Origin of the sequence: Limnospira platensis NIES-39, from assembly GCF_026000695.1 — a bacterium.
Classification (GTDB): domain Bacteria; phylum Cyanobacteriota; class Cyanobacteriia; order Cyanobacteriales; family Microcoleaceae; genus Limnospira; species Limnospira platensis.
Window position 1 is genome coordinate 2,997,575 of sequence record NZ_AP026945.1, and the last position, 18,377, is coordinate 3,015,951.

The window sequence follows — 18,377 nt, forward strand, 5'->3', positions numbered from 1 at the left end:
ACGCTGCGCTCAAAAGGGCAAGGGGAAAAGTAGGAGGCTCAACTTACTACCTACACAGACTTTTAAAAGTACCCCTGTGGAAAGGACAAGTCTAAAGATGGAACGCCCATATAAACGGAACGTTTAAACCCCTCATTGGCTCTGCCTCACGGCAGAGCGTGAAAAGTGTAAGCGTATGCCTTTAAGGGGAAAGGATGTGACTGAAAGCTAATGCCTAACTGTAATGGTTAGGATATGCCCACTAGTCACGGTGTAGATATATAGCATTAGTCAAGGTGGTTAGGACGCAGCCTTGAGAACGGAATCCATGGCATCATCGAGAGAATCAAACTGCTCACGTGCAATGGCGAATGCGGGCTTTCAACCACGACCAACATTTCTCTATCTTGTTGAGGTCTGGCGAATAAGGTGGTAGATAGAGCAAACGGCATTGAGCCGCCTCCACTAGCTCAGGAATCCGTCCCCCTTTATGAAACGTTGCATTGTCTAGCACTAGAGTCTGACCTGGCTTCAGTGTTGGAATTAAGATGAACTCCAACCACAACTCAAACACTGTCCGATTACAACAACCCTCAAAGCGATCGGGGGCTAAGAGTTGTTGATGACACCATGCGGCCATATAGCTCACCCTGCCCTGCCTCTTCCCTGATTTGAGGGCATCGAAGCGTTTTCCTTCCTCGCAGTAACCATAAGGGTAATCCGAGTCCTGACTATTCATGCCGGCTTCATCGAGGTAGACCACTTCTTGTGGCTCCATATGTTCAATCTGAGCAATAAACTCCTCTCGCTGTTGCTGATCACGTTCTTGGTAGCCGTAAGTTTTTTTTTCTGGTGAAGCCAATTTTCTTCAAGGCTCTGGATATGGTGCGAGGAGAGATGTCGTCATCCCAAAGTTCAGCCATTGGAGCGGAGGTTTGATCGCCATGCTCTTGGGCAAAAGCCTTGAATTTTTGCCAGTCGGTAATTTTGTGGTTATTGCCAGGTCGGTGATTAGGTTTAGGGAGGAAGTCTCCGGTCTGTGCTTTTCTTTGCAGCCAGAGATTAATGGTGTTCCGGCTGACATGGAAAACTTGACTGGCTTCTGTTTTGGGCATACCGTCTAGTTCAATTGCATCAATAACTTTTTGTCTGAGGTCGTAACTATAGGGGGCTGGCATTTTTGGTCTTCTTAGTCATCTCGTCCTCTCCATTATACGTCCTAACTTTCCTGTCTGGTGCTATAGCTCTGAAAGTTGAGGTCATAAAGCAGGGGATCGTAACCCTGTTCCCAATGACAAAGGGGTATCCACATCAGGAGCCGTATGAGGTGAAAGTCTCAAGTACGGTTTTGAAGTGGAGTTGGGGAAGGCGACTTCCCTTTCGACCATAACCGAACTAGGAGCCGTATGAGGTGAAAGTCTCACATACGGTTCTGAATGGGAGGGGATGGAGGTGACTCCATTCTCGACCCCTAATTCAGATACGACATGAAACTGTAAGACCAAAACTAACGAGGGTTAGTGGAGGCAGGATTCAGCCCAAGAATCCCCACGCCTTTAGGCTGGGGAGTGTCAAAGAGACCCCTTGGGGATAGGGAGTGGCTGCTAAACGTTAATCCTTTAAAAAGGGTTGGATAAACATGATCACATCTGTCTATTTTAACTGAAACGCTAGAATAGTTCTGGTTGTGGAACTTGCTTGGGTCTAAGAAATTCTCGAAACTGTGTTGAAATTATGGATGATGTGCGAGACGTTCAGGCATGAAATAAGGTTGCAATACCCGAAATCACCGCCTGGTGGGACTTCCACCAAGGGGTGGAATATAGGGAGTCGCATCTCTGACCATCCCATAACTGTTTATATGTCCCGACGCTTGGAGAAATCTAAGCAAGGCAGGAGACCCAAGGTCAAGACAGAACGTTTGAACGGTGGAAGTAGTGACCCACCTAGTATAGCAGGAAGTTGAGAGTAACGGCGATAGCCACCCCCAGTTTGAGGAATCACAACCCTGGGACTGAAGCGGGGAACGGAAGGCGTGAGGGAAAACCTATTCCCAAAATCCGACCACTGCCAACCATCCATGACTAAGGAAATCTGAATGTTCCGACTTGAACCATCGTAATAGTTTGGTAGCGAAATAGGTTGATACGCTGCGTCCAAATGGGCAAGGGGAAAAGTAGGATAATCTTATCAATACCTACACAGACCTTTAAAAGTACCCCGGTTCTGAGGACAAGTCTAAAGATGGAATGCCCGTATAAACGGAACGTTTAAACCCCTTTTAGGCTCTCAAGTGGCAGGATGTACCTGCACAGTAGTGAAAGTGTAAGCGTATACCTTTAAGGGGAAAGGATGTGACTGAAAGCCAATGCCTAACTGTAATGGTTAGGATATGCCCACTAGTCACGGTGTGGATATAGAGACCGCGACAAGTAAGAGTTTGATGACGAAAGCGAGTTTAAAGACTACGTGTTGTATTTAGCTCCCAAAGTTGAGGTCACAAAGCGGGGGGTAGTAGCCCTGTTCCTATTGACAATTAGGGTATCTACATCAGGAGCCGTGTGCTGGGAAACTCGCAAGCACGGTTTGGAAGTGGAGTTGGGGAAGGTGACTTCTCTTTCGACCATAACCAATCAGTCATAACAGTAACTAGGGAGTATTGGGTCTCAAGTGTTGCTTATCTCACTGCTGTTCAACCTCTGTATCAGTTAAAATGCCAGTTTATGATCGACCTGTTAAAAATCCTCAAGTTTCCGATAATAATGCGATGAATGATAATTCGGCTCCTGTGGAGTTTTCTGTACAGTTTTGGGGGGTGAGGGGAAATATTGCTACCCCTGGCCATAAAACTGTTCGATATGGGGGGAATACCTCCTGTGTCGAAATGCGTCTGGGAAATCAACGTTTTATTTTTGACGGAGGGACTGGGTTAAGAGTTTTGGGTTTGGATCTGCTCAAACAAATGCCCGTTGAAGCCTCTGTCTTTTTTTCCCATACCCACTGGGACCATATCCAGGGGTTTCCTTTCTTTGTGCCAGCATTTATCCCGATTAATCGCTTTCATATCTATGGGGCGATCGCTCCTGATGGGTCAACGATTAAGGAACGCCTGTCTGATCAAATGGTACATCCTAATTTCCCGGTTCCCATGCACGTTATGCAATCAGATCTGAAATTTTATGATCTGATCCCTGGGGATGTGATTACTTTGTCCGATGGGATTAAAATCGAAACGGCTCCTCTGAATCATCCTAATATGGCGGTCGGCTATCGGGTTACTTGGGAAGGCCGTACAGCGGTTTACTGTAGTGATACAGAGCATTTTCTCGATCGCTTTGATAATAATGTTCTGCACTTGGCTCGCGATGCCGACTTGCTGATTTATGATGCCACCTATACTAATGAGGAGTATCATGATCATAAGTGTCCTAAAATTGGCTGGGGACATTCTACCTGGCAGGTGGGGGTAGAAATTGCTAAAAAAGCCGGTGTCAAACAGATAGCCATGTATCAACATGACCCATCCCACGATGATGATTTTCTCGATCGCGTCCAACTTGAACTCAAAGCTGCTTTTCCTCACGGGGTTGTTGCCAGGGAAGGTATGGTAATTACCCTAGATTAAGCTAACTTATATATATGTCACATTCCAGACTCCCCCATCAGCGCAGATCAAGGAGATATTCTCTATTGATTAGGTGCTGTTTGCTTCTGGTTACTGTCCTGATATCCTTGGGCATCACAACACCAAGTATAGGCCAGTATTCTGTTAGTGCTATAGGTACTGTTGATGTTGTACCGCCAGAATTTCAACTGGGCCAGGAACTCTATTTAGAAAACTGCGCTACTTGCCATATTCCTATTCCGCCGTCAGTTTTACCGAGACAGACTTGGCAACAAATTCTCCAAGATAGTCAACATTATGGCACTCAAATTGAACCTTTAGTGGATCCGGCTCGCCTGTTGGTGTGGAATTATCTCCGCCATTTTTCCCGTTCTATGACTGTGGCTGAAGAGGGTATCCCTTTTAGAATTGAGCGATCGCGCTTTTTTAGGGCGCTACATCCCCGCGTAGAATTTACGGAACCCATTAATATTCATAATTGCCAAACCTGTCATCCTGGCGCATCTAATTATAACTTCCGTCTTTTGACTCCCGAATGGCAAGATTCTCCGTAATCAATTGTTACCAATTATCTGGGGGATGACGGGGATTCTCCCAATCATTTTGAGATGAATCTTGGTATAAATAGGGAGCAATATCTGAGGGTTTGTCTAATTCTAATTCTAGTTCATCATCGGACTCGGCTGATGATTGATGTAGGTTTAGGGGTTCAATGACACGGGCGATCGCATCTTGAATAAATCCTCGCACAAACTCATCTCGCCGATTGAGTTGAAATTGTCGCTGGACCACCTCTGTTATACCCCCATCTCCCCAATCTTGATTTTGGCGAAAATACTCAATAAAACTACGCCCCGCAATCCGGGTTAAATAGGCGGCAGTTATCCCTTGAATAGCCTTACCAACTACAATAGTACCGATGTGAAAATGTAGGGCGGTAGCCACTAATTGAATCGCACCTTTCACAATTCCTAAACTACCCAAAGTTTTGGCTAGAGATAATGCCAACTCTCGCCCCCTATCCATATTTAATTCACAGCCATATATTTTACCAATTTCCACTACCATTTGAGCATTAACCGCCGCAGTTGCTAATAAATCTACCACCGGAAGCGGCGTAACAGCAATAGCCCCAGCCCCAATCCACTGATATCTATCGACAATTTTTTCGGCTTGGCGTAGACGTTGATTATCAATTAAACGGCGCGCTTCTTCGCCTAATCTTTGAGACTGGAGAAGGATATTATCAGCTATTAATTCTTCCCCTTCGGCGCGTAGAATTGTGGCGATTTTATGAATAAGTGGCATTAGATCAGGTTCTGGTTTAAATGTATCTCCATTTTCCAGATTAATCAGTTGAGGATTGGCGGCGATCGCTATCACATCTTCTGAAGAAATAAACCCGCCAACTCGTTGCTTTAATTGATTTAAAATCTGATTTTTATCAGCTTCTGTATACAAGTCAGTTTTGTTAAAAATTAAAAGCGATCGCTTCCCCATTTCCGCTAAATTTCGCAGAGGATACCATTCGGATTGACGCAAATCATTATCCACCACAAATAATAATAAATCTGCCTCTGTAGCCAGCGTTCTAGCCATTTCTGAACGAGTCGCCCCCCCTTCTCCCACCTCCCCAATTCCCGGAGTATCAATAATTAAAATTTCCCGATTTAATCCCGGCAATTTTAGTCGATAAGTTTCCCCATTGATAGTAGTTCCCATAGGTGCATTAACCCGCCCTACCATCTCCCCCATTAACCCATTAACCACAGATGTTTTACCTGCGGAACCTGTGCCAAATATCACCACCTGAATACTACCTTGAGATAGGTTAGCTTCTATATCCTGAGAGCGACTTATTAACGCCTGACGCGCCACTTCATCCTGAATTTGATTAACCTGTTGTCGGATAGCTTTTAAAGACGTTTCAGCGGCTCCTGATTTATCCAAAGGTATACGCAAATTATGGCGGCGTTTTTTGCTCCCATTACCCCCAAATTGAAACAGCCTAAAATAGTAGACAAATGTATAAATCAACAACCCTAGCAAACTTATTAACATGACTAGCAATAAATTTGCTAAAATAGGGTTAGCCATCCACGCCACTTGACTGTATAACCAGGAAATCGATGTGACTAGCCAAATCATTAAACCCAGGATGACACAAACACCCACAATGATGATGAAAAGGCGGTATAAAGGCATAATTTTATGGTTGATCTCAAATCAGTCTATTTTCTATGATAGCTGGTTAATTTAGTGATTTTAACTGACCTCTCCAGCTATAGCGTTTCTCATATCCATAAGGTACAGCCCACTCAAAGAGAAGCCGCTGCGCGTCTACACCCCAAACCCCTCTCCCAAGACGGGAGAGGCTTGTCCTGAGCTTGTCGAAGGGGGCTTTGAAAAGTACCTCACCAATCCACCGAACCGCTATATTAGGATTTGGGCTAAAATGGTATAGGTACACAATTGAGGGCTGATATAATCCAATTATGGCTGGCTGGTAGCCTTCTTTGGGGGGATAATCCCGGATAGATTATTGATAGGTTAATCTAAATGACTAGGGTTTTCAGACCTTTGACTAAACGCCCAATTCCTTCGGCGGCGGTATCTGGTTTTAACGCGCCATAAGCTACCCGTAAATAGCAGCCTTGTGACATACCAAAGGTAGTCCCCGGAATTACAGCCACGCCAAACTGTTTAATCAGTTGTTGGGCTAATTCCATTGAGTCTAACTGGGTGTCTATTTTTAGCAGAAAGTAAAACGCGCCGTCAGCTTGGGGAATTGTGCAAAAATCTGATAATTGGCTGAGTTCATTTAGAAATATATCCCGAACTTCTGTGATAGTTTTAATATGATTTTGGCAATATTCATAACCTACTTTTAACGCCCCTAAAGCTACATATTGGGAGATGACGGGAGGACAGATTAAGATGGTATCTTGAACTTTTTGAATGGGGATTAGTAAGTGTTCGGGAATTAGCATATATCCAATGCGCCAAGATGCAAAACCGTAGGCTTTGGATAAGCTAAATAGAGAAATTGTGTGGGATTCACTGTTAGGAAAGGTGGCGGGGGAGGTGTGTTTGATGTTATTGTAGGTAAAGTATTCGTAGGCTTCGTCACTGATATGGTATAAGTTGCGATCGCCACAAATTTGATTAATTTCTTGTAATGCTTCTGGGGAATAAACCGCCCCGGTGGGGTTATTGGGAGAAATGGTAACAATCGCCCTGGTTTTATCGGTTATGGCGGCTTTAATTGCATCAATTCGCAGTTGATAATGGTCATCAGTCTGAATAACCACCGGCTGACAACTTGCCATTATAATCGCCATTTCATGATTAAAATAGTAAGGAGATTGTATAATGATTTCATCCCCGGGTGAGGTAATGGCTAAAATCCCATTCATAAACCCCATATTACTACCAGCAGTGACGACAATTTTCTGGCGATCGCTGAGATTAATATGATTCTCGGTTTGCAGTTTATCGGCGATTATCTCAAGTAGTGGATTGATACCAATTACTGGTTTATATTTATGATTTTCTGGACTAGCTAAAAACTCGGATATCTGGTCAAATGCCACAGGTGGGGGGCCATAATAAACTACCCCTTGACCTAGGGAAATTGTCCCCGGATGATTGTTAATTAGTTTCCCAATAATCGGAATAATTGGGGATTGGACGGATTGCATTCGGGAATAATCTAGGTTCATAATCTTAACAATGGTATCAAAATTAGATCTATGAAAAATCGCCGCCAATTTCTCAATGGGTTAGGTTTGACACTTTTAGCAACAGGATTTCCGGTATTAGCATCCTCTCCTAATCCTATTAAACCACCCCGGTTGCGGGCTGGGGATACGGTGGGAATAATTGCGCCTTCTGGATGGATTACCAGACAGGAGTTAAAATTTCTAACTTTGCAATTAATGCAACAAGGACTTAATCTGAAAGCTGCGCCTCACCTGATGGATAAATATGGTTATTTAGCTGGATTAGATCGAGACCGCGCCGCCGATGTTAATACCATGTTTGCTGATCCGAATATTCGGGGAATTATTGCCGCCGCTGGTGGCTGGGGGGCTGCGCGTATTTTACCCTTGTTGGATTATAACATAATCCGCAACAATCCCAAGGTGATTATTGGTTATAGTGATATCACCTCATTATTATTAGCCATATATTCCCAGTGTAATTTTATCACATTTCACGGCTTATTAGGAACTTCCCATTGGCAGAGTTTTTCGGTGAATTACTTAAAGCGAGTGTTGTTTTCCGCCGAAGCTGTTACCTTTGAAAATCCTGGGAATATTCGGGTAGAAACTATTACCAGCGGTAGCGCTAGGGGTCAACTGGTGGGGGGTAATTTATCAGTTTTAGCGGCGTTGGTGGGTTCTGAATATCTACCGAATTGGTCGGGAAAAATTTTATTTATTGAGGATATTAACGAGGATGTTTACCGGGTCGATCGCCTATTGACTCAATTAAAACTAGCCGGAATTTTAGATCAATTATCCGGGTTTATTTTCGGACAATGTAGCCGTTGTTCACCTGGGAGGGAAGGGGAATCATCCTTTAGTTTATGGGAAGTGTTAGTTGATCATATTCAACCCCTAGGAATACCCGCCTGGTATGGTTCAGCCATAGGTCATATTCGCGCCCAATTTACCATAGCCATAGGCGGTATGGTAGAAATTAATAGCGATCGCGGAACTATCCAAATGCTAGAAGCCGCAGTTAGCTAAATTAATTCAACCATTCTCCCTTAGCGATCGCCACCACTTTTCCCCCCACCATCACCTCAATTTCATCTCCTACCTTTTTCTCGCCTTTTAAAAATAGTAAAGAAGGGCGATTAATCTCATAACCCTGTTCCACACGCACACTAATATTATCCCGATTATAATAGGAATTATGCACCAAATAACCTGCCAGACAAGAATTAGCGCTTCCGGTGGCTGGGTCTTCGGTAATTCCTAAAGCCGGGGCAAACATCCTAGCGCTGATATTATTTTCCATGTCATAGGGTTCAGGACAAAATACAAAAATCTCCTTAGTATTAATGTTTTTAATAAACTCAAAATAATGCTCTAAATTAACCTTAGCCTGTTTCAAAGCCCTTTTATTTTTGAGGGGAACGATTAAAAAAGGAATCCCCGTTGACACTTCTTGAATGGGAAAATTATCGTCAAAATCGGCAATTTCCAAACCCAAAACCGGGGCGATATCTGCCGCATTAAAACAATTATAAAAAACCGGATTATTGGGGCGCATCCATAACAATTCTTGGTCAGTGTTACCATTACTCCAAGTCACTGGAATTTGACCCACACCCAAATTTAACACCACCTGATCAACAGGTTTTTTAATCAATTCCCGTTGAATAATATAAGCAGTTCCCAGGGTAGGATGACCCGCAAAAGGCAATTCTTTAGAAGGGGTAAAAATCCTGACATCATAGCCACCATCAACCATTCCCACGGAACGGATAAAAGTAGTTTCTGAATAATTCATTTCCTGGGCAATTTCTAGCATCTCCTCATCAGATAGAGACGACACCCCCTCACCGAAGAAAACAGCGAGTTGATTCCCCGCATATTTAGCTTCTGCAAAAACATCAACGATGTAGAAATCCATACAATCAACTCTCAGAAGTTTTCAGACAGCTAATGGCTTCCAATAACCCCCGTGCTTTATTGAGGGTTTCCTCATATTCCTTTTCGGGTTGGGAATCAGCCACAAGTCCCGCCCCCGCCTGTACAGAAACTTGATTTATACCATCTTCCCCCTGACGGACAATCATAGTGCGGATAGTGATAGCTGTGTTTAGTTGTCCCTCAAAATCATAATAACCATAAACGCCAGAATAGGGACCTCGGCGGCTAGGTTCCAACTCATTAATAATTTCCATGGCCCGAATTTTCGGCGCACCGCTGACAGTCCCAGCCGGAAAACAGGCTTTTAGTAAATCCCAGGCATTTTTATCATCTGCCAACTCTCCCACCACATTACTAACAATGTGCATGACATGGGAATAGCGTTCGACCACCATCAGTTGATCAACTACTACGGTTCCATTTTGGCAGACCCGCCCTAAATCATTACGTCCGAGGTCTACTAGCATAACGTGTTCGGCGATTTCTTTGGGGTCCTGTAGCAAATCCTGTTCTAGGTCCTGATCTTCCTGGGAGTTTTTACCACGGCGGCGGGTTCCCGCAATGGGGCGAACGGTGGCGATCGCCTTTCCGTCATGGTTTTTTTCCGCTTTGACCATCACTTCTGGGCTAGAGCCAATCATCTGCCAATCCCCAAAGTCAAAATAAGCCATATAGGGGGAAGGATTGATTAAACGCAGGGATCTATACAAGGAGAAAGGATCGCCTTGGTATTGTGCCGCCAGCCGTTGGGAAATGACCACCTGAAAGATATCTCCAGCCCTAATATACTCCTTGGCTCGGTCAACAGCCGCACAAAACTGGTCGCGGGAGAAATTACTGCTGTATTGGCGTGATGTTTCCGTATCATCGGATTTGTTCCTATCGGGAGGAGTCCATTCTAATAGGGTACTCTGACGAGATAGGGGAGATCTGAGCTTATCTACCAATTGAGTCACGCGATCGCAAGCCTGTTGATAGGCTGTTTCTGGGTCTGTTTCCCGCAGGTCTGCATAAGATATCGCCCAAACCTTGCGCTTCACCTGGTCAAAAATTAGTAAACTATCAAGCTGCATCCACAGGCCATCGGGGAAATCGTCCTCTGTGAGGGGATAAATGGGCACTCGTGGTTCAATCCAGTTGATTAATTCATAACCCCAAAACCCGAACAGTCCCCCAATTCCGGGGGGTAGTTCTGGTAATTTGACAGGTTGATAGGGTTTAAGACAGTCAGCTAATACCTGAAACGGATCGCCTTGAAAATCTTGTTGTTGACCGTCCCTAAATGTTTGGATCATGCGATCGCCACGGGCTGATAAAATCCACAAAGGATCACAACCCAGAAAGCTGTAACGCCCAATTTTCTCCCCACCTTCGACCGACTCCAACAGGAAGCTGTAAGGTTGACCTGCACAAACCCGATACCACGCCGAAACTGGTGTATCCAAGTCCGCCACCCACTCCTGATAGACGGGAATGAAGTTACCCCTGGCCCGTAGTTGGCAGAATTGGGAGAAATCTGGAAAAATCATTGTTGTAATTTTTGGGAAAATTTGTAGCTGAATCTAATGCTACTGTATATCAACAATAACAGAAAATGCTGGTTTTTGGTTGAAACTCAGGAACCAGCAAACCTGATCTTATAGGGAGTTTACCTGTACTGTAGGGGGGGAGATTCTACAAAAAGCCTGATTCTTAGTGACAAGTCAGGTGAACCCACCCCGCCCATAGACCCCTAAGATTCGTAGGTGGCTTTACCGCTGAATTTAACACTAGCTGGGTTGGGGTTATCACCAATCTTGCGATCGATTTTTCCGTTGAACTCCCGACCTTCGTTAACTTTCTCAGGGAAAACGCCATCTTTGGGGTGGAGATATTCCATTTCGCCATTGGGGAAAATCCGATAGATTTTGAAATCCTCGATTTTCGGCTTGAATTTTGTCCGCAGTTGGGTTCCCAAGGCGAGACACTGCTCTTTGCGAGCCAAATAGAGCAAGTTTTCTCCCTCGTTCATAATAGCTGCGCCACCTGTGGGCATTTCAAACACCTGTTCTTTGGTGCTGGTCCAGGTAATGGCATATTTCTCCTCAACTTGGGCTTTGGTGAGAAGACCACCTGTGCTACCACCGAATTTGGGAGCTTTTCCTGTCAGTGTTTCTACCATAGAAAATTATCTCAAAGGTTTTTACGGCATCCTATCACTGATAATACCTTCTCAGTAGCGATCGTAAAGATCCGTTACACAGATATCCACAGCAGCCATAAAAACAGCCAAACCCTACCCTAACCCCTCGCTCGCGATCGCTCGCAGAGGTAGGGATTAGCGCCAGGGCTGGTCATGATTGAGCCTGAGCAAAACCGGAGAGGGTGGGATTCGAACCCACTATAAAGCCTATAACCCCTATTCTACCGCCATTCTAATGCACTCAATGGCGATCGCATTATTAGGAGTTAGTGCAAAATGAGTGCAAGTACAAACAGTACACATAGTGGTACATATCAAGGCTTTGAGGATATTCTTGAGTTTTTCAACCTATCCCGCAAACAATGTCCCAAGGGTGTCAGGATTAAACGTAACCGGGGGACAATCCAACTAGACATCACCAATGACCCGGAAACTGGGGGACGTAAACAAAGGGGGTGTAATTGTCAATTTACCTCAGAGGGTATCCGTAAGGCTGTTGATAAGGCCTGGTTAGTTCATAAATCCCTTGACGGACAATTTCAGTCGGTGTCTGAATGGCTGGACTGGTACAAGGCTACTATCCTTGATGAAAACAAAACTCCCCTAGAGAATGACTTAATCACCTACCGTCAAGTGTTTAAAGAGATGGAGGATGATTACTTTAACGGAGTTCACAAAAACACTAAGCGCAAACGTTCCCGTGATATAGCTAGTGACAGAGCCTCTTTTAAGCGCTGTTTCTTAGATGTATTTAACAAAGTTACAAACTGGGATAGTTACGTTACCTGGGAGGGTATAAAAGAAACCTTGTATACTCCATTGCCAGACGGTAGCAGCCCGGTAGGACATAAGGATTTTAAGGACCGATATTACAAGTTAAGGCAGGTAGCGGAACGGGCTGGCTGCAAAAAAGCACTGGACAAGCTAGAAAAAATTGACCCTACCCAAACAGTATTTGCTGAATCCCAAAGTATAGACTTGGATACCTTGTTAAGTTTACTAGACAAAGAACGCAACGCTGATTATCGTTCTGTCACAGACAATAACGCTCGTGATGGTTGGTGTTGGGTTAGTGCAATGTGTACTTTATATGGGTTAAGACCGTCTGAAGTAGCAGCAGGTCAAAATTTAACTAAGCCAGTTAAGATTGATGGCATTACCTTCCCAGCCATATCTGACCCTACCAACATTGAGTTAGTGTTAGTGATTGGAGAATTTACCTATTTTGGTGGTAGCATCAAGACAGGCTGGCGGTTAGCTATCCCAATGTCAAAAGACAAAACCTTGATTAACCGCCTAGGGATTCATAACGTCTACTTACCTGTTACTAAGTCTAAAAACCCTGGTATGTTTAACGATAATCACCGTAAATGGTTATCACAACATAATTGGGGATTTACTCAAGCTTATGCTTTCCGTCATCTTGGTAACCAACTGGGAGAGATGAATGGGATACCACAGGAAATCAGAGCGCGTTCGTTTGGTCACTCGGTAACGGTTAATGACAGCAAGTACAAAAAACGTCGCAACCTTGCCACAGAGTTAGGTATCCTGACGCGACATCAAAGGCAACCATTGCCGTTAGACATGGGAAGGCAAGTGTTAACCAATAATGGTATCAATCCAGACCTACCAGAGGTTAAGGCTATTCTCAGATTGCTATATCAGCTTGATGATTAATCTCCAATAAACCCACAATACAACACCCCCTAGGTATTTAGCCTAGGGGGTTTCATTTTGCACTAACTCCTAATAATGCGATCGCTTTTGAGTGCACTAGAGTAACGGTAGAATAAGGGTTGTAGGCTTTATAGTGGGTTCGAATCCCACCCTCTCCGATTAACTTAAACCCTTATCATTATTGCGATAGGAGGAAATTAACTAACCCGTTAGTCGTACCGTTACATTCAATATGCACTCCATTCAGTCTTAGCACACGGGACGATTAGTGCATATCCCTTAGTAACAAATCTTAATTATTGACGGGTTAATCAATAAGCACAACTTAATCAATCTGTCAAATACCCATACCACCCCCCAACCAAACACCGATAGGGTAACTCTCTCGTGATACCCGTCAATGGCAAGCCTATCGGTTCGTTACGAACCATTGACTGCTATCACATCGGTCGCACCCCTAAGAGTGTTTGTTTCGGTTATGGGGGGAGGGTATGGCTCAAATTTCAAAACCCATAGGGGTAGTCAGATTATTGGTGAAATATTGAGGAGCCTACTCACTACCAACAAAATGCGATCGCATAATCACGACTAACCTGGCTATGACATACTGAAGCGATACCCCCAAACAACTTTTCAACTGGTAACTTGTTTCGTCATCTCTCGCTGATACCTACATAATCCTAGAGAATTGATTCCCCATCGAAACCGATACCTACATACCGCTAGACAAGTCTCCAATTTATAGGGGTACTGAGTTCCGCACAGGATGATTACCCCTAATAGACGGGTTAAGGTTTTGGCTTAGGGTGTTTATTGTGGGTAAACTAGGGGTGGGTTCATATAAACTTCCAATAGACTACTGGCAATAGACTACTGGCAAAAAATACAAACAACCCCTATCATGATAGGACACGATAAGGGTTAAGGTTGTTATTGAGTTAGGGTTAGCTGTTAGGTGTTAGGTGTTAGGGTTTAGGGTTTAGCTGTTACTCATTCTGCACTTAGTAATCATAGCTAACGCTACGTCTGTTAGCTTGTCTACAATGAGTTGGTCAGATTTCCCTATGTAGATGTGATGATTGACGCTACCATCCCACCCTTTGAGGTTCCAGTAGGTAAAACCATTAATTGAGAGTTTTTTGCAAGCTGTAAATCGTTTACCATTAACCTCTACTGAAAAAGATTTATGGGTTTCTAGGTATTTAAACCATTCTAAAGAACCTACTTCGATACAGATATTACCATGACCTACCAGAAACCCTTTGTAAGACCCTGTTAGTGTGACTACTGGGAGTAGCTTAGGCATGAAAATCACCTCCCAGTAGGATATCGCTGTTATAACCATTAAGGTTACATTCAGGTGATATTACGTCTGAATCGAATCGAGTAATAATTGGATACTGAGATTCTACCCATTTCTCGTGTACTGCCAGAAAGTCAATAGCGTAATTATGAGCAATTTCTGCTATCGTGATTCTATCCTCACGAGTTGCTGTTAAATTATTGCCAGCTAATCTGACAAAAATCTCCCTAGCCATTTCTGCAATAACCATCATTTTTTCTTGTTCAAACTCATTCATGGCTTTATTTCCTATTGATTAATTGAACTTGTGATCATCATTATCGGGGTGATTTTGATTATTGTTGTGTTCTGTAATTTTTGCATCAAGCAAGGCTTCAATACCTTTGAGTAACTCGATTTCCGCGTTTAAAAAATGCCTGTGGATTTGAATAAATTCGACAATTTCGTCGAATTGTTCAGATGTGATAGCAAGTTCTACTAAGTCAAGTAATCCTACAACGTTAGGATTTAATCGATTACTCATGTAGCTATATTCTACTACGTTTAATCCGGGTGTACTTAATTTGATTGACATGGATTTATCCTTTGATAGTGGTTAAGTTGTGATAGTTTAACGTCATTTCGGAAGGGTTTAAATTATTCGATTTTGGTTAGTAAATGCTGAATATAATTAAGCTGTTTGAGCGATAATTGTTTTTTCGCTTCTGCTAAGGATAACTCAACCTCGCAATCATTCATTATTGAAATTAACGTTTCCTTAGCGTCTTCTTTATTAGCGTTGTAGACTGTACTATCTACCATTTGTTTAAATGTTTTAAACCGTGCCTTTATAATGGCATTTGTGTTGGGAGGTTTAGTCATTTTTTTGGTCTCCTATATGATGTGTTTCCAAACATTTTTGCTGTTCTGATTAATCATATTATATCCTCTATTTTTCATTAGATTAGTCAACTCTGAAACATTAACGCGACTATCAAGATATCCATCTGTTTTGGCTCTCTCAATGGCTTCTTTTAACGCTTTCGGGTCGATATCAGTTACAACCTCGGTTAACTCAGGACATCCCGCGTTAATTGCCTGGTTATTTTGTTTCATTTTTGCCTCAATACCTTGAGTGATAAAACTGTCTAAAAATTGTTCAGTACCTGATGATATAGTCAAGATTTTTTCATTAACAAAATCCCAGTAATCATTGAAGCGTTTAATTGATTCATTGATAGATAATTGATAAATCAATGAATGGGTGACAATAATTTCACTTGATAACCTAGCGTTAATGATATCTTTTTTGTGTTTCTGTAGTTGTTTTTTGACCTTGCTGTATTGATTGCAGTTATCGATATTTCTCCAGAAAATTTCTAATTGAGATGATAATTTATCAAGCGTAATATCCTCTACATCGTTTAAATCACTTAACTCGTAACCATTGCCCCTATATTCCTCTGATGTCATAGTCTCTTTTTAAACCATATAGGAAACATCCGTCTTTTGAGTTCGTTTAACTCCCAAAATGTCCACAATGGATGTATTGAATTAATCACCTTTAAAGCGAAAGCATTAAAAATCATGTTAGTTCCCGGTGTCTGACTACTGATGGTTATTCGGCTATTTTTGCGGTTTAACACCTTGAAAAGCGATAACATATTCTCATTTTCAATTAATAAGCTAGGGGTGATATCTTCCCATACCAATATAAAATTTTTCTCAAATTCACATTGAAGGGGGTCATAAAATCGTTCATGTTGTATCTTGTTTCTCAGTGAAGCGAAAGTGCTATTAGCAAGCACCGAGGTTGTCTTGTATAGTTCAGATGCTACGGTAGCTATCTGTGACTTTCCAGTACCGCTAGACCCCCAAAGGAACAGGATGCCAGCTGTACTCATAAGGGTTACTGGAGACGCTATAAACGAGGTTACAATAGGGAATTGGATATCAGGATATGGCAGAACACAGACAGCCCGTAAAACAGACTCTAATTGCTCACCCAGGTTGCCTTCTGTGATTATTTCTTCTAGTTCAGATGACATTTGGCTTCTGATTAGCCTATAATCAATATAGTCCTCAGACATGGTAGTAACCTCTTATCGCTCTTGACTTGTTGACATGGTATGGTGGTTATTCCCCCCTAAATATTTAGGGGGGATTTATTTGTGACTACATTAATCGCAGTAATTCAATTAATGCAATTAATACATTAGAATCAAGTTGTTTAACCTTGTTATAAAGACTCTCAAAGCTAGGGTCACAATCCAAAACCTTAGCCCCTTCTGTTAACCTTTCCTCGAAGGTTTTGTATTTTGCCTTTCCATTAAATCCTGCTTTATTTTTAGTTTTGGATTCAATGAAAGCGTCAATATCTCCGATTGAGTAAGTAGCGAAAGATTGATTGAATGGATTAATACATTCAATTTCTAAGATATTAGAAATATCAGAGTTTAAATTATCGTCTCCGATATTTCCCTCTAATATCCTGTCAGAAGGTCTGACTGATGATTGACTTAGATTTATTGTTGCTGTAAACATCACAGAACCGTCTGTAAGCATTGAGTCACTTTCGACTATTTTAAGCAATGCGAGTTCTGGAGATGTAGGGGTGTATTCTCGTTTTTTGCCGTTATATTCAGTCTCGTATTTTTCAATACAAAACCGTACAGCAATTAATTATTTATCACCTTTGGAATAACTCCAATCCCTATCATTGAAGTTAGAAAAATCCCCTGATACACCTTTCCCGAATATCCATAAATGAGGTGACTTAATTCGGAATTATGCATAATCAACAATTAGAAAGGTTGCCGTTTCACCGGGCTTAACTGCACTGCAATAACTAAATTTATCGTCCTGTTTTTTGCCGTAATATCCGATACTCATGATTAATTATCCTTTGATGATTGATTATGACGTTTGAAATTTTTTTGCATACCTCCCAAAATTGAGGGTTACCAACAATTGATACTCGTAGGCTGCCTTCATTTGTCAACCTTGCTGTAGCGTGACCTCTGTAGTCCCCCCTAGGGCTATAACAACCCATATAGGAATAAGCTAAATCAAGGATTTCCTGGGTTTTATGTTCCTTTATAGGGGTTAGTATCCGGTAGGCTATTTGAGTGGTTTCTGACTCAAATAGGTGTGGGTTATAGGTGGTGTTTATTAACTCACCGTCAATGGAAAATAACCCCTTGTAGTGCAGTTTATTCATTGTTTACCCTTGGAATCTCTAAGTTTTTCCAAAGCCCCTTAAACTCGTCGATATTGATAAATGAGATGCCTTGCCATCGGTAGGATGTCCCCCTTATAACAAACCAACACTGATTGACTAAACCAGGATTAAGGTACTGCAATAACTGCATTTTTAGCTTAAATGAATCAGTTAATACTCCCTTAACTTCGATGTAACGATTAAAGAACGGACTCTAAAAATCTGGAATCCAGGTGATATTTTTCCAAGGTTTTGCATGTTCAATTAATGTCATTTTAGGGTGAACAATTAATTGATTATCATGTTTTCGTAGAAGGTGATAAACCCTACATTCAAATGCACTTGAAAAATAATAGCTGTCTATTTTTTGTCCTCTAGCATTGTATTTATTTCTCATCTTTTGGGTGCACTCCGAAACTTCCGCTAGGGTTATCAATTTCTTTGTCTAAGCCATTTTCCGCCGCATAGATGCTGTATTCTTCTCTGTAATACTCAAGTGCATCCTCCATTAATTCCTCAAGTTTTTCGGGGTTTAATGGTATTAATTTTTTAATGATTTTACCTAAAAAATAAGCGATAAAATCCTTATCAAACTTAACTAAAGTTGATGGCCACGTTATTCCTGACTTTCCACTGGAAATTGGAACTTTGATATATAGGGAATGACCGATATACATCAAGGGGGTTAACGCGATGTTTCGTAGGTTAAGCCTAACCTCGGACCAATGACGTGGTATCATGCT

General features: G+C 42.3%; 18 protein-coding genes and 2 pseudogenes. 4 read left to right on the forward strand and 16 right to left on the reverse strand.

The features are described from left to right. Positions 1-279: 279 nt before the first annotated feature. Positions 280-1,157: pseudogene (locus N39L_RS14680) on the reverse strand (IS630 family transposase). A gap of 1,535 nt (positions 1,158-2,692) precedes the next feature. On the opposite strand from N39L_RS14680, the gene N39L_RS14685 reads away from it, so the two are divergent. After that, a complete protein-coding gene (locus N39L_RS14685) occupies positions 2,693-3,604 on the forward strand; it encodes an MBL fold metallo-hydrolase (RefSeq protein ID WP_006616289.1) in 912 nt (303 codons plus the stop codon). Positions 3,605-3,711: 107 nt separating this feature from the next. Further along, positions 3,712-4,158, forward strand: coding sequence for a hypothetical protein (locus N39L_RS14690; RefSeq protein WP_014275592.1), 447 nt, complete (start codon positions 3,712-3,714; stop codon positions 4,156-4,158). Between the two features lie 7 nt (positions 4,159-4,165). Here the strand turns inward: N39L_RS14690 and N39L_RS14695 are convergent, their stop codons facing one another. Then, complete coding sequence (locus N39L_RS14695) at positions 4,166-5,809, reverse strand: YcjF family protein (RefSeq protein WP_006616287.1); 1,644 nt, start codon at positions 5,807-5,809, stop codon at positions 4,166-4,168. Between the two features lie 350 nt (positions 5,810-6,159). Next, entirely contained in the window at positions 6,160-7,326 is a 1,167-nt protein-coding gene (locus N39L_RS14700) for a pyridoxal phosphate-dependent aminotransferase (RefSeq protein ID WP_006616639.1), read from the reverse strand. A gap of 30 nt (positions 7,327-7,356) precedes the next feature. On the opposite strand from N39L_RS14700, the gene N39L_RS14705 reads away from it, so the two are divergent. Then, positions 7,357-8,358 (forward strand): S66 peptidase family protein, encoded by a 1,002-nt coding sequence (locus tag N39L_RS14705; RefSeq protein ID WP_006616638.1) that lies wholly within the window; start codon positions 7,357-7,359, stop codon positions 8,356-8,358. 1 nt (position 8,359) lies between these two features. Here N39L_RS14705 and N39L_RS14710 read toward each other — a convergent pair whose 3' ends face one another. From N39L_RS14710 to N39L_RS14720, 3 genes are all read right to left on the reverse strand, one after another. Next, positions 8,360-9,250 carry a PhzF family phenazine biosynthesis protein gene (locus N39L_RS14710; RefSeq protein ID WP_006616637.1) on the reverse strand — a complete coding sequence of 297 codons (891 nt, stop codon included), beginning with the start codon at positions 9,248-9,250 and terminating at the stop codon, positions 8,360-8,362. A 4-nt stretch (positions 9,251-9,254) separates the two neighbouring features. Continuing rightward, positions 9,255-10,799, reverse strand: coding sequence for an anthranilate synthase component I (gene trpE / locus N39L_RS14715; RefSeq protein ID WP_006616636.1), 1,545 nt, complete (start codon positions 10,797-10,799; stop codon positions 9,255-9,257). A 203-nt stretch (positions 10,800-11,002) separates the two neighbouring features. After that, complete coding sequence (locus N39L_RS14720) at positions 11,003-11,431, reverse strand: photosystem I reaction center subunit II PsaD (RefSeq protein WP_006616635.1); 429 nt, start codon at positions 11,429-11,431, stop codon at positions 11,003-11,005. A gap of 297 nt (positions 11,432-11,728) precedes the next feature. Here N39L_RS14720 and N39L_RS14725 point away from each other — a divergent pair, with 297 nt between their 5' ends. Further along, entirely contained in the window at positions 11,729-13,132 is a 1,404-nt protein-coding gene (locus tag N39L_RS14725) for a site-specific integrase (protein WP_014275593.1), read from the forward strand. A gap of 979 nt (positions 13,133-14,111) precedes the next feature. Here N39L_RS14725 and N39L_RS14730 read toward each other — a convergent pair. From N39L_RS14730 to N39L_RS14775, 10 genes and pseudogenes are all read right to left on the reverse strand, one after another. Continuing rightward, a complete protein-coding gene (locus N39L_RS14730) occupies positions 14,112-14,477 on the reverse strand; it encodes a hypothetical protein (protein WP_014274186.1) in 366 nt (121 codons plus the stop codon). After that, entirely contained in the window at positions 14,431-14,712 is a 282-nt protein-coding gene (locus tag N39L_RS14735) for a hypothetical protein (RefSeq protein ID WP_035736471.1), read from the reverse strand. The genes N39L_RS14730 and N39L_RS14735 overlap by 47 nt, the downstream gene beginning before the upstream one ends. An 18-nt stretch (positions 14,713-14,730) precedes the next feature. Beyond that, positions 14,731-15,009: a hypothetical protein gene (locus N39L_RS14740; protein WP_231852015.1), complete on the reverse strand. Its 279-nt coding sequence runs from the start codon at positions 15,007-15,009 to the stop codon at positions 14,731-14,733. 62 nt (positions 15,010-15,071) lie between these two features. Beyond that, entirely contained in the window at positions 15,072-15,296 is a 225-nt protein-coding gene (locus N39L_RS14745) for a hypothetical protein (RefSeq protein ID WP_014274638.1), read from the reverse strand. A gap of 12 nt (positions 15,297-15,308) precedes the next feature. Next, on the reverse strand, positions 15,309-15,887 hold the full coding sequence (locus N39L_RS14750; RefSeq protein WP_014274637.1) for a hypothetical protein: 579 nt from the start codon (positions 15,885-15,887) through the stop codon (positions 15,309-15,311). Beyond that, positions 15,884-16,504 carry a hypothetical protein gene (locus tag N39L_RS14755; protein WP_014274636.1) on the reverse strand — a complete coding sequence of 207 codons (621 nt, stop codon included), beginning with the start codon at positions 16,502-16,504 and terminating at the stop codon, positions 15,884-15,886. Before N39L_RS14755 ends, N39L_RS14750 begins: the two co-directional genes overlap by 4 nt. Before the next feature lie 85 nt (positions 16,505-16,589). Further along, positions 16,590-16,979 (reverse strand): hypothetical protein, encoded by a 390-nt coding sequence (locus tag N39L_RS14760; protein ID WP_231851946.1) that lies wholly within the window; start codon positions 16,977-16,979, stop codon positions 16,590-16,592. A gap of 289 nt (positions 16,980-17,268) precedes the next feature. Then, positions 17,269-17,634 carry a hypothetical protein gene (locus tag N39L_RS14765; protein WP_014274190.1) on the reverse strand — a complete coding sequence of 122 codons (366 nt, stop codon included), beginning with the start codon at positions 17,632-17,634 and terminating at the stop codon, positions 17,269-17,271. Continuing rightward, a pseudogene (locus tag N39L_RS14770) lies at positions 17,627-18,031 on the reverse strand (DUF1064 domain-containing protein). Before N39L_RS14770 ends, N39L_RS14765 begins: the two are co-directional and overlap by 8 nt. Beyond that, positions 18,021-18,374: a hypothetical protein gene (locus N39L_RS14775; RefSeq protein WP_014274192.1), complete on the reverse strand. Its 354-nt coding sequence runs from the start codon at positions 18,372-18,374 to the stop codon at positions 18,021-18,023. The pseudogene N39L_RS14770 and the gene N39L_RS14775 overlap by 11 nt, the downstream one beginning before the upstream one ends. Between the last annotated feature and the right edge of the window lie 3 nt (positions 18,375-18,377).